This window comes from Cupriavidus sp. WKF15 (assembly GCF_029278605.1).
Lineage (GTDB): Bacteria > Pseudomonadota > Gammaproteobacteria > Burkholderiales > Burkholderiaceae > Cupriavidus.
Map to the genome: position 1 here is coordinate 3413437 of NZ_CP119572.1, position 24655 is coordinate 3438091.

General features: G+C 64.1%; 34 protein-coding genes. 3 read left to right on the top strand and 31 right to left on the bottom strand.

Going from position 1 to position 24655, the window contains the following annotated elements:
* Positions 1-20: 20 nt before the first annotated feature.
* From msrQ to CupriaWKF_RS15855, 8 genes are all read right to left on the bottom strand, one after another.
* A complete protein-coding gene (msrQ, locus tag CupriaWKF_RS15820; protein WP_276098772.1) occupies positions 21-698 on the bottom strand; it encodes a protein-methionine-sulfoxide reductase heme-binding subunit MsrQ in 678 nt (225 codons plus the stop codon).
* Between the two features lie 14 nt (positions 699-712).
* A complete protein-coding gene (msrP, locus tag CupriaWKF_RS15825; protein ID WP_276098773.1) occupies positions 713-1720 on the bottom strand; it encodes a protein-methionine-sulfoxide reductase catalytic subunit MsrP in 1008 nt (335 codons plus the stop codon).
* A gap of 108 nt (positions 1721-1828) precedes the next feature.
* Positions 1829-2662: an anti-sigma factor gene (locus CupriaWKF_RS15830; protein ID WP_276098774.1), complete on the bottom strand. Its 834-nt coding sequence runs from the start codon at positions 2660-2662 to the stop codon at positions 1829-1831.
* Positions 2659-3201: an RNA polymerase sigma factor gene (locus CupriaWKF_RS15835; RefSeq protein ID WP_276098775.1), complete on the bottom strand. Its 543-nt coding sequence runs from the start codon at positions 3199-3201 to the stop codon at positions 2659-2661. Before CupriaWKF_RS15835 ends, CupriaWKF_RS15830 begins: the two co-directional genes overlap by 4 nt.
* 31 nt (positions 3202-3232) lie before the next feature.
* The gene (locus CupriaWKF_RS15840; RefSeq protein WP_276100836.1) at positions 3233-3667 is read right to left on the bottom strand and encodes a hypothetical protein; all 435 of its coding nucleotides are present in this window, start codon (positions 3665-3667) and stop codon (positions 3233-3235) included.
* Positions 3668-3809: 142 nt separating this feature from the next.
* A complete protein-coding gene (gene ccsB / locus CupriaWKF_RS15845; RefSeq protein ID WP_276098776.1) occupies positions 3810-5015 on the bottom strand; it encodes a c-type cytochrome biogenesis protein CcsB in 1206 nt (401 codons plus the stop codon).
* A gap of 91 nt (positions 5016-5106) precedes the next feature.
* Complete coding sequence (locus tag CupriaWKF_RS15850; protein WP_276098777.1) at positions 5107-7317, bottom strand: cytochrome c biogenesis protein ResB; 2211 nt, start codon at positions 7315-7317, stop codon at positions 5107-5109.
* A 156-nt stretch (positions 7318-7473) separates the two neighbouring features.
* On the bottom strand, positions 7474-8133 hold the full coding sequence (locus CupriaWKF_RS15855; protein ID WP_276098778.1) for a c-type cytochrome: 660 nt from the start codon (positions 8131-8133) through the stop codon (positions 7474-7476).
* 447 nt (positions 8134-8580) lie between these two features.
* On the opposite strand from CupriaWKF_RS15855, the gene yihA reads away from it, so the two are divergent.
* The 3 genes from yihA to CupriaWKF_RS15870 all read left to right on the top strand — a co-directional run bounded on the left by yihA (position 8581) and on the right by CupriaWKF_RS15870 (position 11747).
* The gene (yihA, locus tag CupriaWKF_RS15860; RefSeq protein WP_276098779.1) at positions 8581-9279 is read left to right on the top strand and encodes a ribosome biogenesis GTP-binding protein YihA/YsxC; all 699 of its coding nucleotides are present in this window, start codon (positions 8581-8583) and stop codon (positions 9277-9279) included.
* A gap of 266 nt (positions 9280-9545) precedes the next feature.
* A complete protein-coding gene (gene hemB / locus CupriaWKF_RS15865; protein WP_276098780.1) occupies positions 9546-10538 on the top strand; it encodes a porphobilinogen synthase in 993 nt (330 codons plus the stop codon).
* Between the two features lie 15 nt (positions 10539-10553).
* Complete coding sequence (locus tag CupriaWKF_RS15870) at positions 10554-11747, top strand: magnesium transporter CorA family protein (protein ID WP_276098781.1); 1194 nt, start codon at positions 10554-10556, stop codon at positions 11745-11747.
* Between the two features lie 3 nt (positions 11748-11750).
* On the opposite strand, the gene dsbD is transcribed toward CupriaWKF_RS15870, so the two are convergent.
* From dsbD to rplP, 23 genes are all read right to left on the bottom strand, one after another.
* Entirely contained in the window at positions 11751-13676 is a 1926-nt protein-coding gene (gene dsbD / locus CupriaWKF_RS15875) for a protein-disulfide reductase DsbD (protein WP_276098782.1), read from the bottom strand.
* A gap of 24 nt (positions 13677-13700) precedes the next feature.
* On the bottom strand, positions 13701-14081 hold the full coding sequence (gene cutA, locus CupriaWKF_RS15880; protein WP_276098783.1) for a divalent-cation tolerance protein CutA: 381 nt from the start codon (positions 14079-14081) through the stop codon (positions 13701-13703).
* 107 nt (positions 14082-14188) lie between these two features.
* A complete protein-coding gene (rplQ, locus tag CupriaWKF_RS15885) occupies positions 14189-14584 on the bottom strand; it encodes a 50S ribosomal protein L17 (protein ID WP_011299296.1) in 396 nt (131 codons plus the stop codon).
* 143 nt (positions 14585-14727) lie between these two features.
* On the bottom strand, positions 14728-15708 hold the full coding sequence (gene rpoA, locus CupriaWKF_RS15890) for a DNA-directed RNA polymerase subunit alpha (RefSeq protein WP_011299297.1): 981 nt from the start codon (positions 15706-15708) through the stop codon (positions 14728-14730).
* Positions 15709-15884: 176 nt separating this feature from the next.
* Entirely contained in the window at positions 15885-16508 is a 624-nt protein-coding gene (rpsD, locus tag CupriaWKF_RS15895; RefSeq protein ID WP_276098784.1) for a 30S ribosomal protein S4, read from the bottom strand.
* 291 nt (positions 16509-16799) lie between these two features.
* Positions 16800-17198, bottom strand: coding sequence for a 30S ribosomal protein S11 (rpsK, locus tag CupriaWKF_RS15900; protein WP_010812376.1), 399 nt, complete (start codon positions 17196-17198; stop codon positions 16800-16802).
* Between the two features lie 24 nt (positions 17199-17222).
* Positions 17223-17588 (bottom strand): 30S ribosomal protein S13, encoded by a 366-nt coding sequence (rpsM, locus tag CupriaWKF_RS15905; protein WP_276098785.1) that lies wholly within the window; start codon positions 17586-17588, stop codon positions 17223-17225.
* Positions 17589-17607: 19 nt separating this feature from the next.
* Positions 17608-17724 carry a 50S ribosomal protein L36 gene (rpmJ, locus tag CupriaWKF_RS15910; protein ID WP_008642959.1) on the bottom strand — a complete coding sequence of 39 codons (117 nt, stop codon included), beginning with the start codon at positions 17722-17724 and terminating at the stop codon, positions 17608-17610.
* 31 nt (positions 17725-17755) lie between these two features.
* Positions 17756-17974: a translation initiation factor IF-1 gene (gene infA / locus CupriaWKF_RS15915; protein ID WP_029047590.1), complete on the bottom strand. Its 219-nt coding sequence runs from the start codon at positions 17972-17974 to the stop codon at positions 17756-17758.
* A 22-nt stretch (positions 17975-17996) separates the two neighbouring features.
* A complete protein-coding gene (secY, locus tag CupriaWKF_RS15920; RefSeq protein WP_276098786.1) occupies positions 17997-19340 on the bottom strand; it encodes a preprotein translocase subunit SecY in 1344 nt (447 codons plus the stop codon).
* A gap of 47 nt (positions 19341-19387) precedes the next feature.
* Positions 19388-19822, bottom strand: coding sequence for a 50S ribosomal protein L15 (gene rplO / locus CupriaWKF_RS15925; RefSeq protein WP_276098787.1), 435 nt, complete (start codon positions 19820-19822; stop codon positions 19388-19390).
* A gap of 22 nt (positions 19823-19844) precedes the next feature.
* Positions 19845-20027, bottom strand: coding sequence for a 50S ribosomal protein L30 (gene rpmD, locus CupriaWKF_RS15930; RefSeq protein ID WP_010812381.1), 183 nt, complete (start codon positions 20025-20027; stop codon positions 19845-19847).
* 10 nt (positions 20028-20037) lie between these two features.
* Positions 20038-20556: a 30S ribosomal protein S5 gene (rpsE, locus tag CupriaWKF_RS15935; RefSeq protein WP_011299302.1), complete on the bottom strand. Its 519-nt coding sequence runs from the start codon at positions 20554-20556 to the stop codon at positions 20038-20040.
* Positions 20557-20576: 20 nt separating this feature from the next.
* A complete protein-coding gene (rplR, locus tag CupriaWKF_RS15940) occupies positions 20577-20933 on the bottom strand; it encodes a 50S ribosomal protein L18 (RefSeq protein WP_276100838.1) in 357 nt (118 codons plus the stop codon).
* A gap of 11 nt (positions 20934-20944) precedes the next feature.
* Entirely contained in the window at positions 20945-21478 is a 534-nt protein-coding gene (rplF, locus tag CupriaWKF_RS15945; RefSeq protein ID WP_276098788.1) for a 50S ribosomal protein L6, read from the bottom strand.
* A 10-nt stretch (positions 21479-21488) separates the two neighbouring features.
* Complete coding sequence (gene rpsH, locus CupriaWKF_RS15950) at positions 21489-21884, bottom strand: 30S ribosomal protein S8 (RefSeq protein ID WP_276098789.1); 396 nt, start codon at positions 21882-21884, stop codon at positions 21489-21491.
* Between the two features lie 27 nt (positions 21885-21911).
* Entirely contained in the window at positions 21912-22217 is a 306-nt protein-coding gene (rpsN, locus tag CupriaWKF_RS15955; RefSeq protein WP_276098790.1) for a 30S ribosomal protein S14, read from the bottom strand.
* 9 nt (positions 22218-22226) lie between these two features.
* Positions 22227-22769, bottom strand: coding sequence for a 50S ribosomal protein L5 (gene rplE / locus CupriaWKF_RS15960; protein WP_011299305.1), 543 nt, complete (start codon positions 22767-22769; stop codon positions 22227-22229).
* Between the two features lie 25 nt (positions 22770-22794).
* Positions 22795-23103, bottom strand: coding sequence for a 50S ribosomal protein L24 (gene rplX, locus CupriaWKF_RS15965; RefSeq protein ID WP_011299306.1), 309 nt, complete (start codon positions 23101-23103; stop codon positions 22795-22797).
* Between the two features lie 9 nt (positions 23104-23112).
* On the bottom strand, positions 23113-23481 hold the full coding sequence (gene rplN, locus CupriaWKF_RS15970) for a 50S ribosomal protein L14 (protein ID WP_006576237.1): 369 nt from the start codon (positions 23479-23481) through the stop codon (positions 23113-23115).
* A gap of 274 nt (positions 23482-23755) precedes the next feature.
* Positions 23756-24034 carry a 30S ribosomal protein S17 gene (gene rpsQ, locus CupriaWKF_RS15975; protein ID WP_011299307.1) on the bottom strand — a complete coding sequence of 93 codons (279 nt, stop codon included), beginning with the start codon at positions 24032-24034 and terminating at the stop codon, positions 23756-23758.
* Positions 24031-24225 carry a 50S ribosomal protein L29 gene (rpmC, locus tag CupriaWKF_RS15980; protein WP_008642937.1) on the bottom strand — a complete coding sequence of 65 codons (195 nt, stop codon included), beginning with the start codon at positions 24223-24225 and terminating at the stop codon, positions 24031-24033. The genes rpsQ and rpmC overlap by 4 nt, the downstream gene beginning before the upstream one ends.
* 11 nt (positions 24226-24236) lie before the next feature.
* Entirely contained in the window at positions 24237-24653 is a 417-nt protein-coding gene (rplP, locus tag CupriaWKF_RS15985) for a 50S ribosomal protein L16 (RefSeq protein WP_010812391.1), read from the bottom strand.
* Positions 24654-24655: the final 2 nt, after the last annotated feature.

Genomic DNA, 24655 nt, shown 5'->3' on the forward strand with positions numbered 1-24655 from the left:
GCGAGCCCGGGCCGCCTGCGTCAGCTGGCGGCCGGCCGCCAGCGCCACCACAGGCGCAGCCCCAGCAGCACGAACACCACCGCGGCATAGACCGACACCTCGCTGAAGTCGTTCTTGCCGGCCTTGTGCCACCAGTAGTGCAGGATGGCCAGTACCGCGATCGCATACACCGCCTTGTGAAGCGCCTGCCAGCGCTTGCCGCCGAGGCGCCGCACCATGCCGTTGGTCGACGTCAACGCCAGCGGGATCATCAGCGTGAAGGCGGTGAAGCCGACGGTGATAAACGGCCGCTTGACCACATCCTTCAACATGTAGGCCAGGTCAAACCCACGGTCGACGCCGATCCATAGCAGGAAGTGCTGCAGGCCGTAGAAGAACGCAAACAGGCCCAGCAGGCGCCGTATACGCACGAGCCAGTTCCAGCCCGTCAGGCGCCGCAGCGGCGTGACCGTCAGCGTTGCGCACAGCATGACCAGCGTCCACGTGCCGGTGGATCGCGTCACGAATTCCAGCGGGTTGGCGCCGAACTGGCTGGTAGCGCCCAGGTACAGCAGGCGCACAAACGGCAGCAACGCCAGCAGCCAGATGGCAACCTTGAGGATGCGTACCTGCGACTGCGGCAGCGCCGCCAGGCCGCCTGTCTTGCCGCGCGGTACCGCGCTCGCCGTATGCGGGGAAGTCGGTTGCGAGACCGTCATGTCAGCCCTGCCCATCAGAAGAACTTCCTCAGGTCCATGCCCTGGTACAGCGACGCCACCTGCTGGCCGTAGCCATTGAACGGCAGCGTCTTGCGCTTGGGCGCGAACAGCGCGGCAAAGCCGCCACCGCCGCTGTCCTCGCCGATGCGCCGCTCGGTGGCCTGGCTCCAGCGCGGGTGGTCCACCTCCGGGTTCACGTTCGAGTAGAAGCCATACTCCTGCGGCGCCGCGAGGTTCCAGCTCGTCGGCGGCTGCTTGTCGACAAAGCGGATCTTCACGATCGACTTGGCACTCTTGAAGCCGTATTTCCATGGCAGCACCATGCGCACCGGCGCGCCGTTCTGGTTCGGCAGCACTTCGCCATAGAGACCGAAGGTCAGCAGCGCGAGCGGATGCATCGCCTCGTCCATGCGCAGACCTTCGCTGTAGGGCCAGTCCAGTACCGAACTGCTGATACCGGGCATCTGCTTCTTGTCGGCAAGCGTGATGAACTGCACGTACTTCGCCCCCGGCTGCGGTTCCACGCGACGGATCAACTCGGCAAGCGGATAGCCGAGCCACGGAATCACCATCGACCAGCCTTCCACGCAGCGCAGGCGGTACACGCGCTCTTCCAACGGCGCGAGCTTCAGGAGTTCGTCGAGGTCATAGACCTTGGGCTTCTTCACCAGCCCTTCCACCGCCACCTGCCAGGGCCGCGGCCGCAGCGTGCCGGCATTGCGTGCCGGGTCAGACTTGTCGGTGCCGAATTCGTAGAAGTTGTTGTACGTGGTCACGTCCTCGAAGGGCGTGCGCTTTTCCGTCACCACATAGGCATTGTTGACCGCGGCGGGCAGCTTCGCCCCATGCTGGCCCTGCTGGGCGCGGGCGTCACGCGCGAGCCAGGGGCTCAGCGCTGCACCGGCGCTGCCGGCGGCGGCAAGCGCGAGCAGGCGACGGCGCACGGCGAAGACGTGGCGTGGCGTGATCTCGGAGGCGGCGATATCGTCACCGCGCAGCCACTTCGGGGAGGGAATCAGCATGGTTGTTCCTTGATGCTTCGAACGGCCCGGGAATTGGACTTTCCCTTGGTCGGATAGTGCTGGCCATTCCTGACAGCCCTTTTTTGCTGCCCGATCAGGGCCCGTGACTTACCCGCCCTGGCCCTGGTACTGCTGGTACACGGACTGCGCCAGCGTCAGCAGCCGCCCGCGATCCACCTGACCGGCCAGCGCAAAACCGAGGTTGCGGTCGATCCAGTAGAAAGCCATGGCGGCGGCTCCCTTGACGGGGGCAGACTGCGGCATTCGCTCGAGCCGGAAGCCTGTATCGGGGGTGCCTTGTGCCATGCGGCGCAGTTGCAGGGACAGGCGGGTGCCGTCGTCGGCTTCGTACATGAGGATCGCGGACGGCCCGCCTTCCGCCACGCCAAGGCGGCCGCCGATCAGATGAAAGCCCTGCGGGCGCAGATCCGGCACCTGCAATGGCGCGCCCAGCCGTTTGGACAGCCACGCGATCAGGTGGGCTTCGTCGCTGGCCGGCACCTCCACCGGATGCCGGACCTCGGGTGCATAGACCACGTGCGAGATCAGCGCATCGCGCGCGAAACGCTCGCCCGGCGCCATGGCAACGGCGATACCGTCGGCAATGCGGTCATGCGCAAGCCAGCCAATCGCGCCGCCCAGCGCCAGCGAGGCGAGCGACGCGCATGCGGCGACCCATAGCGTGCGCCGACCGCCTCCCACGCCATCACGCCGCTGCGTGCCGCCACGCAGCGACTCCGGCACGGCAGCGAGCGGCACGGGCTCATTGAGCACGCCATCGAGCGCGCCGTGTAATGCCTCGGCCTGGCGGCGCCACTCTGCCACGCGCACCGCGACTTCGGGCCGCTCGGCCAGGTACGCCTCCACGGCTGCGCGGCGGCGGCCGCTCAGTTGGCCGTCGGCGTAGGCATGCAGGTCGGCTTCGTGGATCGGGGACATCATTTCACTCGCTGCAGCGTCGTACCGGCCTCCGAGGCCGGTGCCGGCTGACGCGTGCCGTCCAGCAGGGCTCGCATGTGTTCGCGAGCCCGTGCCAGGCGGGACATCACAGTGCCGACCGGAACGTTCAGCACCTGTGCGGCCTCGGCATAGGTGAACTGCTCCAGGCTGACCAGCAACAACACCGCGCGCTGGGCCTCGGGCAGTTCCGCGAGTGCCTGCAGCAGGTCGCGCCGCAAACCGGGATCGGGAACCGGGGCACTGACGTCCGGCAGGTTGTCGGTAGTCACCACCAGCTCCTTGCGCCGCACCGTGTTCAGGCGCAATCGGTGCATCAGCGTAAGCAGCCATGGCAGCAGGCCATCGGCGCCGTCACCCCACCACGCCCCCGGGCGCAGGCGAAAGCGCCAGCGGTAGCGCAGCGCGCGCTCCAGTGTGTCCTGCACCAGGTCGTCGGCCTGCGCCGCGTCCCTGGTCAGGCCACGTGCGTGGCGCCGCAGGCGCGGCGCCAGCGCCACCAGCTGACCCTCAAACCCGTCCATGCCTTGCCGGACTCAGTCCGTCGTTGTCTGCTCAGGGCTTGGCGACGTGCCAGACATTGTTGAAGTTGTCGCCACCACGGTCGCCCGACTTGGCATCCTTGGCAAAACGGTACAGCGGCATGCCACGATAGGCCCACTGCTTGTTGCCGTCGTCACGGGTAATGATGGTGTAGCTGCCCGACGCGCTGGTGCCGGGCGCCGCCATCAACGGCGGCCAGTTGTTGGCGCACGCGCCGTTGCAGGCGCTCTTGCCGCTGTCCTTGGTGTCGCGATCGAACGTATACAGCGTCAGGCCTTGCGGGTCAGTCAGCACCCCGTCGGTCACTTTGACGGTCGGCGGCATGTTGCCGGTGCCGCCCATTCCCCCCATGCCGGAACAAGCAGCCAGCAGGACAGAGGCGCAGCCGAGGGCGAGCGCGGCGGGACGAAGCAGGGATGCAGCGGTGGGACGACGCAGACGTGCCATGATGTTCTTCTCCATGCAGGCCGGTGCCGCCAACCGGCACCGTTCCTCCAGTAAACACCGAATGTGATGCTTTTATTCCCTGAGGGCGAAAAAAAAACCTGCCCAATGGGCAGGTTCCTTCGCTACGCAAGTAGCGCAATAATCACAATTCGCCGTAGCTGTGCAGGCCTGACAGGAACATATTGACGCCCAGGAACGCGAACGTGGTCACCAGCAAGCCGGTCAGCGCCCACCAGGCCGCGACCGTGCCGCGCAGGCCCTTCATCAGCCGCATGTGCAGCCAGGCTGCGTAGTTCAGCCAGACGATCAGCGCCCAGGTTTCCTTCGGATCCCAGCTCCAGTAGCCGCCCCAGGCCTCAGCCGCCCATAGCGCGCCGAGGATCGTCGCAATGGTGAAGAAGGCAAAGCCGACCGCGATAGCCTTGTACATCACATCATCGAGCACCTCGAGCGACGGCAGGCGCTCGGCCAGGATGCCGCGCTGCTTGAGCAGGTAAGCCACCGACACCATCGCCGCCAGTGCGAACGTGCCGTAGCCGATGAAGTTGGCCGGCACATGGATCTTCATCCACCAGCTCTGCAGCGCCGGCACCAGCGGCTGGATTTCCTGCGCGTTGCGGCTGACCGTGTACCACAGCAGGAAACCCACCGCGGCCGACACCACCAGCATCACGAACGGCCCGAGCGCACGCGTGCGGTAGCGCCCCTCGTAGTACAGGTAGAACAGCGACGTGATCAGCGTAAACAGCACGAACACTTCGTAGAGGTTCGAGATCGGGATGTGCCCGATGTCCGTGCCGACCAGGTACGACTCGTACCAGCGCACCAGCATGCCCGTGAAGCCGAGCACCACCGCGGCCCAGCACAGCTTGCTGCCGATGCTGTATCCAGTGGCCGAACGCGTGACCAGGCCCACCCAGTAGAACAGCGTGGACAGGAACACCAGCGCGCTCATCCACAGGATGGCCGACTGGCTCGACAGGAAATACTTCAGGAAGAAGGCCTGCTCGGCGCGCGCAAGTTGCCCCTGGTAAAGCTGCACGGCAAACAGCGACAGCACGGCCAGCCCGACCATCAGCGGGCGCACCGGCTTCCAGTGCCAGCCGAGCAGCGCGAATGTCGGCACCGCGGCAATCAGCACGGCCTTGTCGTAGCCGTTCATCCACTGGCCATAGCGCGACAGCGCCACGCCGGCGCCAACCGCCAGCAGCAGCGCGAACGCCCAGTCCAGCCACGTGAGGCGGCGCAGGAAGGACGGTTCAAGGTAGGCCTCGTCCATCGCGCCGGAATCGGCAGGAGTTGCCGGGCGCATGGCCGGCCGGGCGGCCTGGTTCACGTTAGAAGACATAGCGTTACCTGCGATCTGCGCGCAGCGCGTGGCTGCGCAACCAAGACCGGACGGCGATCGGCGCGAATCGCCACTGCCCGGCGCGACTTGTTCAATGCTGCGCCTGCGTCGGGGCATCCTGGTCGGCCCCGGCCGCGCGGCCGATGTCGTCGCGCATGGCGACGAATTCCTTCTCGAAATCCAGTGTGCGGCGCTGGGTCGACATGGCCATCAGCACATGACTGCCTGGCGCTGCCGGTTCGGCTGGCGCGGTCGGCGCGGCGGAGTCCGCGTGATGACCCGGATCCTTGATCCAGACCCACACCCGGCGCTCGCGGATATAGAACATCGAGAACACGCCCAACACCAGCAGCAGACAGCCAAGATACACGATGTTCTTGCCCGGCGCACGGGTCATCTGGAATACGCTGGCCTTGATCTCCTTGAAGTCGTCAAGCTGCAGGAACACCGGCGCGCCGTAGAAGAAACTGTCCGACAGCGCGTTGATCGACTGCTGCAGGAACGCCCCGCTCTGCGCACTGTTGGGCACCACCGGCTGCTTGTCCTGGGCGCGCGCGATTTGCCACAGCTCCCACATCGAGCCGTTGAGGATTTTCAGCAGCACTTCGGCGGCCTTCTGCTGCTCGGCCGCGGGCACCGACTTCTCGAGGAACGCCGCGATCGCCGTGAAGCCGCCCGGCGGAGAGTCCGGAGCCGGTCGGTTGGCACCGGCGAAGAGGTCCAGCGCGCGCAGCGCGCTTTCCGCCAGCTGGCCGCGAAGCTCGGCCTTGTCCGCGCCCGGCATCGACGCCAGCGCGAAGCGGCGCGCCGCTTCGCCGCGCATGCCCCGATCCTGCAAGGCGGCGCGCAGGCGCATCCAGTCGGCCACGCTGCCCTGGTCATCGGCCGGAATGCGCAGGTAGCGGAACGGCTCGTTCGGCGACTCGCGCATGCCGGCCAGGAACACCGACTGGCCGTCCAGTTGGACCGGCACCATGTAGTTGTTGTACTCGCGCGCCTGGCCATTGCGATCGCGCAGCTTGTACTGCACTGACGGACCGACATTGTGCAGCGCCTTTTCCTTCTGCGTGTTGGCCGCGGCACCCAGGTGCGACTCGAGGGTCTCGTTGAACGACTTTCGCGCCACGCCCCGTGCGTCGGGCTTGCCCGAGGCGTCGGTGACGTTCTCGATGTTCATCAGGCGGAAATCGCTGAACTCGACCGTCAGACCGTCGGCGTCGGCCGCCGTGCCCGTGGCGGTCAGTGGCGCGTTGCCGCCAACGGTACCGGCAAACTGGAAGGTACCGTGGCCGCTGCCCTGCATCGGGTAGCCGACGAACTTCAGTTGCGACCCGCCGTCCTCGAAACTCGACTGGTAAATCGCAACGCCGTCGACGATCAGCGGCTCGTTGACCTTCACCGTCGCATGCGTCTGCTTGCCGGTGGCGCGGTCGGTCACGACCACGTCCGAGGCGAACAGCTTGGGCATGCCGGTGGCGTAGAAATCGACCCTGAACTTCTTGAGCGTGAGGATGAACGGCAGGTCCTGCACCAATGCGCCGTCGGCGATGTTCAGGATCGCCGTGGACACCGTCGAGCCCTCCGGCACGAAGGCATTGCCGCGGAAGCCCGGGTTGCTGGCCGACAGGCGATGCTGCGGCGGGATCTCGCTGATGACGGCGTTGCCGCTGATCGGTGTCTTGCCGCCGAACCACATCTGGGCGCGGATCAGCATGTCGCCGTCGAGCAAGCCGCCGATGCAGATCACCACGATCGCGGTGTGCGCCAGGATATAGCCGAGCTTGTTGGCCGCGCCGGCCTTCGCCGCCAGCAGCGTCGCGCCCTCATGCTCGACATGCCGGGTACGGTAGCCGCGGTTGCGCAGCAGCGCGTCCACGCGCGCCACGGCTTCGGCGCGCGGACGCGCCGCCTCGAATTCTCCGCGGTGGTGGAAGGCGCGTAGGCTGCGTTCGCGCACATGGTCCTTCCATGAGCGCATGTCGACGATCATCTTGGGCGCGTTGCGCACGAGGCACAGGCTCGTCGACACCACCAGGAAGGCCAGGATCAGCAGGAACCACCACGAACCGTAGACCTTCTGCAGCGACAGCGCATGGAAGACATCGGCCCAGAACGGCCCGAACTGGTTCACATAGTTCGGGTATGGCTCGTTCTGCTTGAGTACGGTACCGACCACGCTGGCAATGGCGATTACCGTCAGCAGGGCGATCGCAAAGCGCATCGAGGACAACAATTCGACCGCGTCGCGCAACACGCGGTGTGGAGTCTTCAGGTGCAGCCCTGAAGTGGAAGCGGTCGACATGTGATGTGCAGCAGTAGGCTTTGAAATAAAAAAGGGTGGACATGCTTGGCAAGCAGGCCACCCTCTTCGATTGTTGCCGACGCGATCGGTTGCATCCTGCTTCGTGCCCCGCGTTCGCGGAGCGGCAGGCCAACCGCCGGGCCGGCGCGGACCGACTTAGCGAACGCCGGCGACGTAGTCCGCCACGGCCTTGATCTCGGCGTCCGACATCTTGGCGGCGATGGTCGTCATCACCGGATTGTTCTTGCGGGTGCCCTGGCGGAATGCCACGAGCTGGGCTTCGGTGTAGTCCGACCACTGGCCACCGATGCGCGGATACAGTGCCGGAATGCCGGCGCCAGTCGGACCATGGCAGGCTGCGCAGGCCGGCACGCCCTTGGCCGCGATGCCCGCGCGGTAGATCTTCTGGCCGGCTTCGATGGTGTCCTTGTTCTTGGCGGTGGCCGGCTTGATCTGCTGCTTGGCGAGATAAGCGCCGACGTCCTTCATTTCCTGGTCATTCAGCGAGCCGGCCAGCGGCGACATGATCGCGTTATTGCGCGTCTTGTCCTTGAAGTTGGCGAGCTGCTTGTGGACGTATTCGGGATGTTGCGCGGCCAGCTTGGGATTGGCGGCGGCGCCGCTGTTGCCATTCGCGCCGTGGCAGCTCAGGCAGGCGGGGACATTGCGATCGGGCGCACCCTGTGTATAAAGCGTTTCGCCCTTTGCCGGATCCGCCTTCGCGGCGGCCTGCTCCGAGGCAGAAGCCAGACCGGTCATGGCGGTTGCAGGCAGGGCCAGCACCAGGACACCCAGAAGCTTCGCAATGCGGTTCATTCGCACACCTTGTCTGAATTGTTTTGAATACCGTAGTGCATGCCGGCCGGCGCTCTGCGGGCGGTGAGGACGCGCCCTTGCAAGGTCCAGGCATCGTGCTCGCGGCAACCGGAATTCCGGTCGGACCGGCGCGCCAGGCAGCAGACCCCGCCTTCCTGGCGCCGCTCACGATGGAACGGCAAACACGGCTCCCATCCGGATGGATCGGACCACCGGCAACGCGAACATGGATGCCCTGCGTCACCCGGTCAGGAGACCGTAAACCGGCGTATTGTACAATAAATAATGTGCCGGATTGATGCCATGGCGCCCCTGTGCCTGCGCGGGATCAAATCCGGTGGCCTGGCCGAATCCGTGCCGCCAGCCTTACCACCTCGGCGTGACCGTGGTTGCACTGCCGCGCGATTCACGCCGGCCGCAACCAGCCCGCCCCACCCGCTTCAGCGCATGTCCCTTCTACACCAGGCCCGCTTCTTCACGACCGTCAACCATCTGCGCGACCTGCCCGCCACCGCGGTGCCGGAAGTCGCGTTTGCCGGACGCTCCAACGCCGGCAAGTCGACGGCCATCAATATCCTGTGCAACCAGAAGCGCCTGGCCTTTTCTTCGCGCACGCCGGGCCGCACGCAGCATATCAACTACTTTACGGTCGCCCCGGTGAAAGCGCCGGACCCGCTGGCCTTCCTGGTCGACCTGCCGGGTTATGGCTACGCGGAAGTCTCGGGCTCGGCCAAGTTCCACTGGCAAGGACTGCTCAGCGACTACGTGCAGAGCCGCACCCAGTTGTCCGGCCTGATCCTGATGATGGATGCGCGCCGCCCCTTCACCGATCTCGATTGCCAGATGGTGGAGTGGTTCCTGCCCACCGGAAAGCCGATTCACGTGCTGCTGACCAAGGCCGACAAGCTGACCAACAGCGAGAACGCCAAGGCCCTGCGCGAGACAAAACAGATACTGGCTGGTTATGCGGAGCAACTGGGAACGCCGGTGCCGCTCACTGCGCAATTGTTCTCCAGCCTCAAGCGCCGCGGTATCGAAGAAGCGCAGCGCGTCATCGCGGGCTGGTTGTCGCTGCCTGAAGCGCAAGCTGAAGCGCAGGCCGCGGCGCTGGCCCAGCCACCCGCGGAGCCGGGAGCGTCCGCCTAACGGAGGCATTGCGCTCGGGCAAAAAAAGCCCCGTTGCAAGCAACGGGGACGAACGTTCCCGCCGGTTCAGGCGGGTACCCGCTCAGGGAGGAGTAGCGGGGGACACCGCGCCGCGCAAGGCGCAACGCAAGGTGTCCGCGAGTATGATAGCGGGCACACTCAAAAGTTTAGTTTTTCTGCATGAGGCGTTCCGGCGCGTTCGCCCGCCAGCCGGCGACGGGCCGCTTTCCGCATAATTTCTCCCTGAACTCCCCCTTCAAGCTGCCATGTCTGCCTTTCCCGAGTACCGTCCCCGCCGCATGCGTCGCGATGACTTCTCGCGGCGCCTGATGCGCGAGCACCGCCTGTCGCCGGACAACCTGATCTACCCCGTCTTCATCCTGGACGGGCAGAACCAGCGCCAGTCGGTGGCATCCATGCCGGGCGTGGAGCGCGTTTCCATTGACCTGCTACTGCCGGTGGCCGAAGACTGCGTGAAGCTGGGCATCCCGGTGATCGCGCTGTTTCCGGTGATCGACCCGTCTCTGAAAACCCCCGACGGCATCGAGGCCACCAACGCCGAAGGCCTGGTGCCGCGCGCGGTGCGTGCCCTGAAGGACCGCTTCCCCGAACTGGGCGTGCTCACCGACGTGGCGCTCGACCCATACACCAGCCACGGCCAGGACGGCGTGCTTGACGAAAACGGGTATGTGATCAACGACCAGACCGTCGAGATCCTGGTCAGGCAGGCACTGGTCCAGGCCGACGCCGGCGTGGACATCGTGGCCCCCTCGGACATGATGGACGGCCGCATCGGCGCCGTGCGCATGGCCCTGGAAGATGCCGGCCACATCCACACCCGCATCATGGCCTACTCGGCCAAGTACGCGTCGGCGTTCTATGGCCCGTTCCGCGATGCCGTGGGCTCGGCCGCCAATCTGGGCAAGGGCAACAAGATGACCTACCAGATGGACCCGGCCAACACCGACGAAGCGCTGCGCGAAGTCGCCCAGGACATCATGGAAGGCGCCGACATGGTGATGGTCAAGCCCGGCATGCCATACCTGGATATCGTGCGCCGCGTGAAGGACGAGTTCCGCTTTCCGACCTACGTCTACCAGGTCAGCGGCGAGTACGCGATGCTAAAGGCCGCCGCGCAGAACGGCTGGCTGGATCACGACAAGGTCATGATGGAATCGCTGCTGGCCTTCCGGCGCGCGGGTGCCGACGGCATCCTGACCTATTTCGCACGCGATGCCGCGCGCCTGCTCGCCGGCTGAGGCCACGCCGCACGCATGGAGCTGCTAGGCTTCTCGGCCACCCAGGTTCACCCGCTCGCCTCGCTGGACGAGGCGGGCACGTTCCTCGCCGGCAGCGCGGCGGCCCGCTTCGTCTGGGCCGACTTTCCCATCGAGGAGGTTTCGGCCGCACCGGAAAGCTGGCGCGATAAGCTGCGCCAGCTCACTGGCGCACCCATCCTCGACCTGCATCTGGTCGATGCCACCAACACCGCGCATCCGTCGTACTTCGATACGACGCACGCGTACGACATGGTGATCTTCCGCAAGCTGACCTTCGAGACCAGCCGCGCCATTGCGGAAGCGGCCGGCTCGGCACCGCCCGCGGCAGAGGCTGCGCCCAAGGCGCGACGCCATCCGCCAGGCTTCCTGCCGGCACTGGCACGGATCGACACCCAGCCGGTCACTTTCTTCGTGTTCGACAACGTACTGGTCACCGTCCGGCCCGGGCCGTCGCGCACCATCGACCAGGTACGCCAGCGTCTGCTCGAACTTTGCCAGGCGCCGCGGCCGCAAACCGCGCCGCGGGCGAGCGGGCAGGCACCGCTGTTGCATGGCCTGCGGCCGCCAGGCCGGCCCGAGGACATGATGCTGCGCCTGCTCAATGCCATGGTGGACCGCTACCTGGACCTGCGCGCGCCGCTGACGCGGCAACTGGACCGCTGGCAACGCGCACTGCTCAATGCGCGGCGTGGCTTCTCAAGCTGGGAAGGCTTGCTCGATGCCCGCATCCAGCTGCGCCGGCTCGAACACCTGAGCGAGGAGCAGCGCGATGCCCTGCAGGAATTCCGCGACAGCGTGCTGGACAACCGCTACAGCGTCGATCCCGCCGAGCCCGCGGACAAGGCGACGGGGCGCGACGAAATGCTGCTGGTGCGAATCAACGACCTGATGGAGCACATCCAGCGCGTGCTCGCGCATGCACGGCGGCTGGAAGATTCGATCGAATCCGCCGTCCAGATCCATTTCTCGGCGGTGGCGCACCGGACCAACCGCACCATGCGCACGCTGACGCTGATCACGGCACTGTTCATGCCGCTGACGCTGATCACCGGCATCTTCGGCATGAATTTCGAACGCATGCCGTGGCTGCGCGAGCCCGACGGGTTCTGGTGGTCGCTCGGCCTGATGGGCGTGGTGGTGGTGGTGCTGGGCGCCGTGTGGGCACTCGGGCGGCAGCTGGAGCGCTAGCGCTCAGGTGCTGGGGCGCGTGCCGAGCGCACGCTCCAGGCTGTCCAGGAAGCGGCCGGCGGACTGGTAGCCGATCACGCGCACGGGCCGTTCACGGCCGTCGGCGCCGAACAGGATGATGCCCGGCGGCCCGAACAGGCCGAAGCGCTTGAGCAGGGCCTTGTCGTCGGCGTTGTTGGCCGTGACGTCGGCCTGCAGCAGCACGATCTCCGACATGCGCGAGCGCACCCGGGCGTCCGTGAAGGTCATGCGCTCCATCTCCTTGCAGCTCACGCACCAGTCCGCATAGAAATCGAGCAGCACTGGCTTACCGGCAGCCGCCGCCTGCGCGACGCGCGCATCCAGTTCCGCCACGCTGCGAACTCGCTCGAAGCGGACGGCTTGCGGACCGGCCGATGTTTCGGCAGCACCGCCCGTCACTCGTGCCAGGCTCAGGTGCGCCAGAGGCTGCAGCGGGTCCCGCCCCCCCGAGGCCAGGCCGAGCAGCAAGATGGCGCCCGCGAGCGCCGCCAGCACGCCAAGCCCCTTGCCGAGCCGGGCCACGCCGCGCGCTTCGGCACCGAGCGCATCAAACGCGCCGAGGAATACCGCCGCCACGAGCAGCAGCGCCGCCCACAACGCCATGATGAGCCATGCCGGCAACACCGGCGTCACCATCCAGATCGCCACGCCCAGCAGCAGGAAGCCGAAGAAGCGCTTGGTGGCTTCCATCCAGCGCCCCGCGCGCGGCAGCAGGTTGCCCGCTCCGACCCCGACCAGCACCAGCGGAACCCCCATGCCCAGCGCCATGGCCAGCAGCGCGCTGCCGCCGGTCACCGCATCGCGCGTCTGGGCGATGTAGGCCAGCGCACCGGCCAGCGGCGCCGTCACGCACGGACCAACGATCAGCGCCGAAATCGCGCCCATGGCGGCCGCACCAATCACCTGTCCGCCTCGCCGGCGGCTTGACGTAGCGGTCAGGTGGTTCTGCCATTGCTGCGGAAGCTGGAGTTCGTAGAGGCCGAACATCGACAGCGACAGCGCCACCATCAGCGCCGCAAACGCGGCAAGCACGGCCGGCGTCTGCAAGGTCGCGGCCAGGCCTTCGCCGAGCAGCCCCGCGGCCACGCCAATTGCCGTGTACACCACGGCCATGCCGAGGACATAAGCCAGCGACACCACCAGCGCCCGGCTGCGCGTGGCATGCTCTCCGACGACGATGGACGACAGGATCGGCACCATCGGCAGGACGCACGGCGTGAAAGTCAACAGCAGGCCCAGACCGAAGAACAGCGCCACGACGATGCCAAGGTTGCGGCTGGCGAGCACGCCGGCAATGCGGTCGTTCTCGTCGAGGCGTGCGGCGGGTGCGGCGGGTGCGGCGGATCCCCTACCCGGGGCCGTCGCTGCCGGGGGCACTGGCGCCTCGCTGCGTGGGCTGCTGCCAAACAGGCTGCCCAGCGAGACGGCGCCAACCTTGTAGACGCTCTCCATCGGCGGATAGCACAAGCCCTTGTCGGCGCAGCCCTGAGACGTCACGACCAGCGACCACTTGCCGTCGGCAGGCGCGGACTGCACCGGTACCCGGATCACGACAGCGTCGCGATAGGTCTCCATCTGCTTGCCGAAGGTCTCGTCGAACTTAACTTTGCCAGCGGGAAACTCGGGCTGCCCCAGTCGGACGGCATCGGGCTGGGCGGCAAAGGCAAAGCGCTCGCGGTACAGGTAGTAGCCGCTCGCCACATCGAAGCGCACTTCGATGGTCTGGGGGTCGAGCTGCCGCGCAGCGAAGCGGAAGGCCTGCTCGGGTGGCAGGAAGTCCTCTTCCGTGGCGGCGCCGGCACCTCCGGCCAGGCACAACCAAGCCGCCATCGCCGCCAGCACTGCGACAATATGCCGCCCCCAGCCAGGCCGGTGTGACCGCACTGAAAGTGCAAAACCCATGCTCATAAACCGTCCCGAATCCTTTCTGTCTTATTCCGCACCGCCCCGGGCGGAGTCCGCTTCATCCCGCACCCACGCCAGATAAGGGCCAAAACCCTGGCTAACGGGCCACGCGATGATCTCCGGCACATCATAGGGATGATTTGCGCGGATCACCGCCTCCAAGGCCGCATAACGTGCGCGCGTCGTCTTGGCCAGCAACGGCCATTCCGTGGCCTGTTCCAGCTTGCCCTGCCACCAGTACTCGGATTCCACGGGGGCGAGGCGGTTCACGCACGCGCACACGCGTGCCTCGAGCAAGGCCCGTGAAAGCCGCTTCGCGGCATCCGCATCCGGCAGGTTGGTCAGCACGGCGATGACCGCCGCTTCGTCGCCGTCGGCGGCGTGTTGTGAACTGGCACTGGCTTGCATCCGGCCCTCCGAATCCTGGCGCACAAAACAAAAGAGCCAGGCAAATTGCCTGGCTCGATTGTAAGCGGTGTGTCCGAACCCGTCGGAAGACGGGCTGGAATCCAACCTTACTCGGCAGCTTCTTCAGCCGGAGCTTCGGTGATTTCCGGACGATCCACCAGCTCGACCAGCGCCATCGGCGCGTTGTCGCCCTGACGGAAACCGAACTTCAGGATACGGGTGTAGCCGCCCGGACGAGCGTTGTAGCGCGGGCCCAGTTCGGTGAACAGCTTGGTGACCATGTCGCGATCGCGCAGACGGGCGAAAGCCAGACGGCGGTTGGCAACGGTGTCCTTCTTGGCCAGCGTGATGAGCGGCTCGACAACCTTGCGCAGTTCCTTGGCCTTGGGCAGGGTGGTCTTGATCAGCTCGTGCTGGAACAGCGAGTTGGACATGTTGCGCAGCATCGCGAGACGGTGCGACGAGGTGCGGTTCAATTTCCGCAGACCATGACGGTGACGCATGATGATTCCTTTCAGATTAAGTGTTTGACCAGCTCTTCTATCGCCCTGGGAATCGATCCCCGGGACGCGGGCCGGTAGTCCTGCATGCCCCGGCCGGAACCGGGGCGCTTACCGCGGCGCGAGGCTTGCGCCCCGCACCACAATTACTTGTCCAGACCAGCAGGCGGCCAGTTCTCGAGCTTCATGCCCAGAGTCAGGCCACGCGAGGCGAGGACTTCCTTGATCTCGTTGAGCGACTTGCGACCCAGGTTCGGGGTCTTCAGCAGCTCGTTCTCGGTACGCTGGATCAGGTCGCCGATGTAGTAGATGTTTTCGGCCTTCAGGCAGTTGGCCGAACGCACGGTCAGCTCCAGGTCGTCGACCGGGCGCAGCAGGATCGGGTCGATCTGCGGTGCGCGGCTCGAAGCAGCCTCGGCGGCGGACTCGGTGCCTTCCAGCGCGGCGAACACCGACAGCTGGTCAACCAGGATACGGGCCGACTGGCGAATCGCTTCCTCGGGCGAGATCACGCCGTCGGTTTCGATGTTCATCACCAGCTTGTCCAGGTCGGTACGCTGCTCGACGCGCGCGGACTCGACGGCGTACGACACGCGGCGCACCGGCGAGAACGAGGCGTCCAGCACGATACGGCCGATCACCTTGCTCGACTCGTCGCCGAACTTGCGCACGTTGCCGGGCACGTAACCACGGCCTTGCTCGACCTTGATCTGCATGTCCAGCTTGCCGCCGGCCGACAGGTGGGCAATGACGTGGTTGGGGTTGATGATCTCGACATCGTGCGGCAGCTCGATATCGGCTGCAGTCACGATGCCTTCACCGTCCTTGCGCAGCGAAACCGTGACTTCGTCGCGGTTGTGCAGTTTGAACACCACGCCCTTCAGGTTGAGCAGCAGGTTGACGACGTCTTCCTGCACGCCATCGATGGTGGAATACTCATGGACCACCCCAGCGATCGTCACTTCGGTCGGTGCATAACCGACCATCGACGACAGCAGCACGCGACGCAGGGCGTTACCGAGCGTATGGCCGTAGCCGCGCTCGAACGGCTCCATCACGACCTTGGCGTGATGATCGCCCAACGGCTCGACGGCGATGATTTTTGGCTTGAGGAGTGCTGTTTGCATTAGGTTGTCCTTTTCAATACCCTCGGCTCGTTACACCGATAAGGCTGACGTTTGGAACCTGAAAGACCCATCGCGCGATGGGCAATAAGCCCGACCGCGCGTATAGCGCGGCGGGCTGAAAGAGAGGCCTTGCGGGAATCGCAAGCTCGAACCGTTCTGTTCGGCGGTCCGGCGGATTAACGCGAGTACAGTTCGACGATCAGGCTTTCGTTGATGTCGCCGGCGATGTCTGCGCGATCCGGAGCCTGCTTGAAGGTGCCTTCGAACTTCTTGGCATCCACGGCGACCCAGGTCGGGAAGCCCGACTGCTCGGCCAGCGACAGCGCTTCAGCGATGCGCACTTGCTTCTTCGACTGCTCGCGGATGGAGATCACGTCGCCCGACTTGATCTGGGCCGACGGCACGTTCAGGGCCTGGCCGTTCACCAGGATCGCCTTGTGCGACACCAGCTGGCGCGCTTCAGCGCGGGTCGAGCCAAAGCCCATGCGGTACACCACGTTGTCCAGACGCGATTCCAGCAGCTGCAGCAGCTTTTCGCCGGTATTGCCCTTGCGGCGGTCGGCTTCAGCGAAGTAGCGGCGGAACTGGCGCTCGAGCACACCGTAGATGCGCTTGACCTTCTGCTTTTCGCGCAGCTGGTTGCCGTAGTCGGAGGTGCGTGCACCCGAGGTGCGGCCGTGCTGGCCCGGCTTGCTGTCCAGCTTGCACTTGTCGGCCAGCGAACGGCGCGAGCTCTTCAGGAACAGGTCGGTGCCTTCACGGCGGGAAAGTTTGGCCTTCGGGCCGGTATAACGTGCCACGTTGTCTTCCTTTGATCGATCACGGCGCCTGTCTTGACGCGCCGCGAGTCCGTCAACGCTGTCCTACCGGGAATTCCCGGAGACCGTGACGGACGGTGGGCTTATGAAGCGTGCCCCGTTGCCGGGTACAACGCAAAAAGCATTTTGCTACGCGCAGGCGCGAAATGCGCTCAAGGCAACATTCTCGCCGCGCAAAACGAAAACCTGCCGCATCAGATGCAGCAGGTCAGCGTGCGATACTACCATATCCGAAACCGGCAGGTAAACCCGCCGGTCCGGACACGCCATCGCTTAGATGCGGCGGCGCTTCGGCGGACGGCAGCCGTTGTGCGGAATCGGCGTGACGTCTTCGATGATCGCGATCTTGATGCCCAGCGCGTTCAGCGCGCGGACAGCCGACTCACGACCCGGGCCCGGGCCCTTGATGCGCACTTCCAGGTTCTTGATACCCTGGTCTTGCGCCACACGGCCGGCGTTCTCGGCAGCAACCTGGGCAGCGAACGGGGTCGACTTGCGCGAACCCTTGAAGCCCTGGCCACCGGCGGTCGCCCACGACAGGGCATTGCCCTGGCGGTCGGTGATCGTGATGATGGTGTTGTTGAACGAAGCGTGGACGTGCGCAATGCCGTCGGCAACGTTCTTCTTGACCTTTTTACGCGCGCGAGCGGCGTTATTCGGACCTTTTGCCATTAGTTTCTTCCTCTGCCTTCGGCTTTACTTCTTCAGAGCCACGCCGGCCTTGCGCGGACCCTTGCGGGTACGGGCGTTGGTACGGGTACGCTGACCGCGCATGGGCAGGCCCTTGCGGTGACGCATGCCACGATAGCAACCAAGGTCCATCAGACGCTTGATGTTCATCGTGGTTTCACGACGCAGGTCACCCTCGACCGTGATCTTGCCCACTTCGTCACGAAGCTTTTCCAGATCGGCGTCGGTCAGATCCTTGACCTTCTTGTCAAACGGTACACCGGTGGCCTCGCAAATCTTGCGAGCGCGCGAGCGGCCGACACCATAAATGGCCGTCAGGCCGATTTCGGTGTGCTTGTGGTTCGGGATGTTAACCCCTGCGATACGTGCCATTCGTCAATCCTCTTTCCGATTAGCCTTGGCGTTGCTTGTGGCGGGGATCCGACGAGCAGATCACGCGCACGACACCGTTGCGCTTGATGATTTTGCAGTTGCGGCAAATGCGCTTAACAGAAGCCAGCACTTTCATAATTTTTCCTCTTCCTTCAATTCCAGTTCGCTCACTTCGTCCGGAAGACGATCCGTGCGCGCGACAGATCGTATGGAGTCAGTTCGACCGTCACCTTGTCACCCGGAAGTATCCGGATGTAATGCATTCGCATCTTGCCGGAGATGTGGCCGAGTACTACGTGGCCATTCTCCAGTTTGACGCGGAACGTCGCGTTCGGGAGGTTTTCGAGGACCTCCCCCTGCATCTGGATGACGTCGTCTTTAGCCATACCTAGTCTGTACCGATCTGAATCAGCGCAGGGTCAGGTTGCCCTTAAAGTTCGCCTTCTTCAGCAACGATTCATACTGCTGCGACATGACGTAGGACTGAACCTGTGCCATGAAGTCCATCGTGACGACCACGATGATCAGCAGCGAGGTCCCGCCAAAATAGAACGGAACGTTCCAGCGCAGCACCAGGAATTCCGGCAACAGGCAGACCAGTGTGATGTAGATCGCACCAGCCAGCGTCAGGCGCACCAGAATCTTGTCGATGTAGCGCGTCGTCTGCTCGCCCGGACGAATGCCCGGAATGAAGGCACCGCTTTTCTTCAGGTTGTCTGCCACTTCCCGGCTGTTGTACACCAGAGCCGTATAGAAGAAGCAGAAAAATATAATCGCAGCAGCGTACAGCAGGATGTAGACCGGCTGGCCCGGCGACAGCGTGGCTGCAAGGTCCTTGATGAACCTGCCAACCGCACCCGTCGACTGGGACGTGAACCAGCCCGCAATCGTCGCCGGGAACAGGATGATCGACGATGCGAAGATCGGCGGAATCACCCCTGCCATGTTCAGCTTCAGCGGCAGGTGCGACGACTGGCCGCCGTACACCTTGTTGCCGACCTGACGCTTGGCATAGTTCACCAGGATCTTGCGCTGGCCACGCTCGACAAACACCACGGCGAAGGTCACACCGATCACGATCGCCACGATGAAAATCGCCGCGATGATGCTCATGGAACCCGTGCGGACCAGTTCAAACAGTCCGCCGATCGCGTTGGGCAGGCCCGCCGCGATACCGCCGAAAATGATGATCGAGATGCCGTTGCCCAGACCACGCTCGGTGATCTGCTCGCCCAGCCACATCAGGAACATCGTGCCGGTCACCAGCGTGATCACCGCCGTAGCCCGGAACATCAGGCCCGGATCGATCACCAGCCCAGGCTGCGACTCCAGCGCGACCGCGATCGACAGCGCCTGGAACGTGGCCAGAACCACGGTGCCGTAACGCGTGTACTGCGTGATCTTGCGCTGACCTGCCTGCCCTTCCTTCTTCAGCGACTCCAGCTGCGGCAGCACGATCGTCAGCAATTGCATGATGATCGACGCCGAGATGTACGGCATGATGCCGAGCGCGAAGACGGTAAAGCGCGACAGCGCCCCGCCCGAGAACAGGTTGAACATCCCGAGGATGCCACCCGACTGACTCTGGAAAAGCTTCGCGAGCTGGTCCGGATCGATGCCCGGCACCGGAATATGCGCTCCGATGCGGTAAACGATCAGGGCCATCACCAGGAACATCAGCCGGCGCTTGAGGTCGCCGTACTTCGCCGTGTTCCTGGCTTGCGCGCTTGCATTGGGTTTCGCCGTGGCCAAACGATGCTCCGACTATGACTGCCTATGCTGCGATGACTGCTGCCGATTTATTCTGCGATCTGGCCGCCAGCGGCTTCGATCGCGGCCTTGGCGCCAGCAGTGGCGCCCAGACCCTTGATCGTCACCTTGCGGGTCAGCTCGCCAGCCTTGATGACCTTGGCGCTCTTCACCAGGTCACCCACCAGGCCAGCTTGCTTCAGGACCAGCAGATCGACTTCGGCCGCTTCCAGGCGCTCGATGTCACGCAGCGAGACTTCGGCCGTGAAGGCCTTGGTCAGCGACGTGAAGCCGCGCTTCGGCAGGCGACGGTACAGCGGCATTTGACCGCCTTCGAAGCCCACCTTGTGGAAGCCGCCCGAACGCGACTTCTGACCCTTGTGACCGCGACCGGCGGTCTTGCCCAGGCCGGAGCCGATACCGCGGCCGACGCGACGCTTGGCGTGCTTCGAACCGGCGGCCGGTTTCAGGTTGTTCAGTTGCATCTTGCTCTCCGAAGTCCCGGTATCAGGCCAGAACCTTGACCAGGTACGAGACCTTGTTGATCATGCCGCGCACGGCGGGCGTGTCCTGCAGCTCCGACACCGAGTTGATGCGGCGCAGGCCCAGGCCACGTACGGTGGCGCGATGATCCTCGCGCGTGCCGATCAGGCTGCGCACGAGTTGCACTTTTACGGTTTTCTGCGACATTGCGTTCACCTTAACCCAGGATGTCTTCGACCGACTTGCCACGCTTGGCGGCGATTTCGCTCGGCGTGCTCATCTTCTGAAGGCCGTCCAGCGTGGCGCGAACCATGTTGTACGGGTTGGTGGAGCCATGCGACTTGGTCACCACGTTGGTGACGCCCATCACTTCGAAGATCGCGCGCATCGGACCGCCGGCGATCACGCCGGTACCTTCCTTGGCGGGCATCATCAGCACCTTGGCGGCGCCGTGCTTGCCAACGACTTCGTGTTGCAGCGTGCCGTTCTTCAGCGAGACCTTGACCATCTTGCGACGGGCTTCGTCCATTGCCTTCTGAACTGCCACCGGCACTTCCTTGGCCTTGCCCTTGCCCATGCCGATGCGGCCATCGCCGTCACCCACCACGGTCAGCGCAGCGAAACCGAGAATCCGGCCACCCTTCACCACCTTGGTGACACGGTTGACCGAGATCATCTTCTCGCGGAGGCCGTCGTCGCGTTCGTCCTGCTGGACTTTTGCTTGCATCTTTGCCATGACGTATCTCTCTCTTGCGCTTAGAACTTGAGGCCGGCTTCGCGGGCAGCGTCAGCCAGGGCCTTCACGCGGCCGTGGAAACGGAAACCAGCGCGGTCGAAGGCGACGGTTTCCACGCCGGCAGCCTTCGCCTTTTCGGCGATACGCTTGCCAATCACGGTGGCCGCAGCGGCGGTAGCGCCCTTGCCTTCCAGTTCCTTGCGCACTTCTGCCTCGACGGTCGAAGCCGAAGCCAGCACCTTGGTGCCGCACTCGGAGAAGACCTGGGCGTAAATGTTCGAATTCGTACGGAACACGGTCAGACGATTGACTTTCATCTCCGCGATCTTGGCGCGGGTCTGACGTGCACGGCGCAAACGAGCGTCTTTCTTGTTCATCATTGCACCCCTTACTTCTTCTTGGTTTCCTTCAGGATGACGCGCTCGTCGCTGTAACGCACACCCTTGCCCTTGTAGGGCTCAGGCGGACGGTACGCGCGGACTTCCGCGGCAACCTGACCGACTTTCTGCTTGTCCGCACCCTTGATGATGATCTCGGTCTGCGTCGGCGTTTCCGCCTTCACGCCTTCCGGCATCTCATGGATCACGTCGTGCGAGAAACCAAGCTGGAGCTTCAGCGCAGCGCCTTGCAGCTGGACACGATAGCCCACGCCAACGAGGTTCAGCTTGCGCTCGAAACCGGTGGTCACGCCCTTGACCATGTTTGCCGCCAGGGCGCGCATGGTGCCTTGCAGGGCGTTTGCTTCACGCGACTCGTCAGCCGGCGAGAAGGTCAGCGTGTCGTTTTCGACATTGACCTTGACCAGGCTGTGAATCGGTTGCGACAGCGTACCCAGCGGCCCCTTCACGGAGAGCACGCCAGCCGCCACATTCACTTCCGCGCCCTTGGGCAGCGCGATGGGAGCCTTACCTACACGGGACATCGTTCTCTCCTTAAGCGACGTAGCAGAGAACTTCGCCGCCCACGCCGGTGGCGCGAGCCTTGCGGTCGGTCATCAGACCCTGCGGGGTCGAGATGATCGCCACACCGAGGCCGTTCATCACTTGCGGGATGTCGCTGCGGCCCTTGTACACGCGCAGGCCGGGCTTCGAGACGCGTTCGATGCGCTCGATCACCGGACGGCCGGCGTAGTACTTCAGGCCGATGCTCAGTTGTGCCTTGCCACCCTCTTCCTGGACGGCGTAGTCATCGATGTAGCCTTCGTCCTTCAGGACCTTGGCGATTGCCACTTTCAGCTTCGACGACGGCATGACAACCGACGCTTTCTGCACGCCCTGGGCGTTGCGGATGCGCGTCAGCATATCGGCGATAGGATCGCTCATGCTCATACTGTTTCTCCTGTAGCCTGTGCGTAATTACCAGCTGGCTTTCGTCAGACCCGGGATTTCGCCCTTGAAGGCGATTTCGCGGATCTTGTTACGCGCCAGGCCAAACTTGCGGAAGGTACCGCGGGGACGACCGGTGATCGCGCAGCGGTTGCGCTGGCGAGTCGGGTTCGCGTTGCGCGGGAGCTGTTGCAGCTCGAGGCGCGCGTTGTAACGCTCTTCTTCCGACTTTTCTTGGTCGTCAATAATGGCCTTGAGGTTGGCGCGCTTGGCAGCATACTTCGCCACCAGCTTGGCGCGCTTCTTCTCACGTTCAATCAGAGCCAGTTTAGCCACGGTTACCCCTTAATTGCGGAACGGGAACTTGAACGCACCGAGCAGCGCCTTCGCTTCCTCGTCGTTCTTTGCCGTCGTCGTGATGCTGATGTTCAGACCACGCAGTGCGTCGATCTTGTCGTACTCGATTTCGGGGAAAATGATCTGCTCTTTCACACCGATGTTGTAGTTGCCACGACCGTCGAACGAACGGCCCGACACACCACGGAAGTCACGCACGCGCGGCAGGGCCACGGTGACGAAACGATCGAGGAATTCGAACATGCGCTCGCCACGCAGGGTCACCATCGCACCGATGGGGTAGCCCTGGCGGATCTTGAAGCCGGCGATGGCCTTCTTGGCCTTCGTCACCACGGGCTTCTGGCCAGCGATCTTGGTCAGGTCGCCGACAGCGTTTTCAATGATCTTCTTGTCATTGATGGCTTCGCCAAGACCCATGTTCAGGGTGATCTTGGTGATGCGCGGCACTTCCATGACCGACTTGTAACCGAACTGCTCGATCAGCTTCGGCACAACCTTTTCTTTGTAGAACTCTTGCAGACGTGCTGCCATGCTCAACTCCTAAACGTGCCCAGAATCAAGCTGCCACGACGGCGCCGGTGGTCTTCAGCACGCGCACGCGCTTGCCGTCTTCCACCTTGATGCCGACGCGCGACGGCTTGCCATTGGCATCCACGAGCGCAACGTTGGAAATATGCAGCGGCATGACCTTGTCGACCACACCACCGGTGGTGCCCAGCATCGGGTTCGGGCGGGCGTGCTTCTTCGCAACGTTCACGCCTTCCACTGCAACCTTGTCGCCGAGCACGGCTTGCACGGTACCGCGCTTGCCCTTGTCTTTGCCGGTCAGGACGATGACTTCGTCGCCTTTGCGAATCTTGTTCATGGCGGCTCCTTACAGCACTTCCGGAGCGAGCGACACGATCTTCATGAAGCGCTCGGTACGGAGTTCACGAGTCACCGGCCCGAAGATACGGGTGCCGATCGGCTCGAGCTTGTTGTTCAGCAGGACGGCGGCATTGCCGTCGAACTTGACGAGCGAACCGTCCGCACGGCGCACGCCCTTGGCGGTACGCACGACCACGGCGTTGTAGATATCGCCCTTCTTCACGCGACCGCGCGGCGCTGCGTCCTTGACGGTCACCTTGATGATGTCGCCCACGCTCGCGTAGCGGCGCTTGGACCCACCCAGCACTTTGATGCACAGCACTTCGCGCGCACCAGTGTTATCGGCCACTTCGAGCCGGCTTTCTGTCTGAATCATGGTGTTTGTCTTCCCAACTTAATCCGCCAGGTGCATAAACGCCTGCCGGTCAGTCTTGGTCCCGTAGGCTCCGGCTTTGCGCCAGACCCGTATGGGTTGATCAACTTTGAGTCGGTAGGAACCTGGCACTCCCGACAGACGTCGGGCCACCTGGCCCTGGCTCGCTCAACAGGCCCGCCCGGGTGGTACAACTAAGGCGAACGCAATAAAGCGGAAGTCCAGGATTATAGCCACATAATCCTGGACTTGCAAGTCAAGCTAAGAACTGTTGTTCTTAGATGACGCGTGCAGCCTCTACCAGCCGGGAAACCACCCAGGACTTGGTCCGCGACAGCGGACGGCCTTCCTGGATTTCGACCTTGTCGCCTTCCTTGTACTGGTTGGCTTCGTCGTGTGCGTGGTACTTCTTGGAACGCAGCACGTACTTGCCGTACAGGGGATGCTTGACGCGGTTTTCAACCAAGACCGTGACGGTCTTGTCCATCTTGTCGCTTACCACACGACCGACGAGGGTGCGGCGAAGCGACGTTTCCGTTTTTGCAGCTTCAGTCATTTCGCGTTCGCCTTCTCAGTCAGCACGGTTTGCACTCGCGCGATGTCCTTGCGAACCTTCTTCAGCTGGCTGGTGTTCTGCAGCTGTTGGGTCGCCTTTTGCATGCGCAGGCTAAATTGGGCCTTCAGCAGCTCGGAGAGCTCCTGGTTCAGGCCTGCGGCGTCCTTGCCGCGAAGTTCGGATGCTTTCATCCCTGCTCTCCTTACGTCCCGACCTGGCGCACCACGAAATTGGTGGCGATCGGCAGCTTGGCAGCCGCGAGGCGGAAGGCCTCACGCGCCAGATCTTCGCTCACACCATCCATCTCGTAGAGCATCTTGCCCGGCTGGATTTCAGCCACGTAGTACTCCGGATTGCCCTTACCGTTACCCATACGGACTTCAGCGGGCTTCTTCGAGATCGGCTTGTCCGGGAAAATCCGGATCCAGATGCGGCCGCCACGCTTGATGTGACGGGTCATCGCACGACGTGCCGACTCGATCTGGCGAGCCGTCAGGCGGCCACGGCCCATGGCCTTCAGGCCGAATTCGCCGAAAGACACGGCGTTGCCACGGGTAGCCTTACCCGTGTTGCGGCCCTTCTGCTCCTTGCGGTACTTTCTGCGCTTAGGTTGCAGCATCG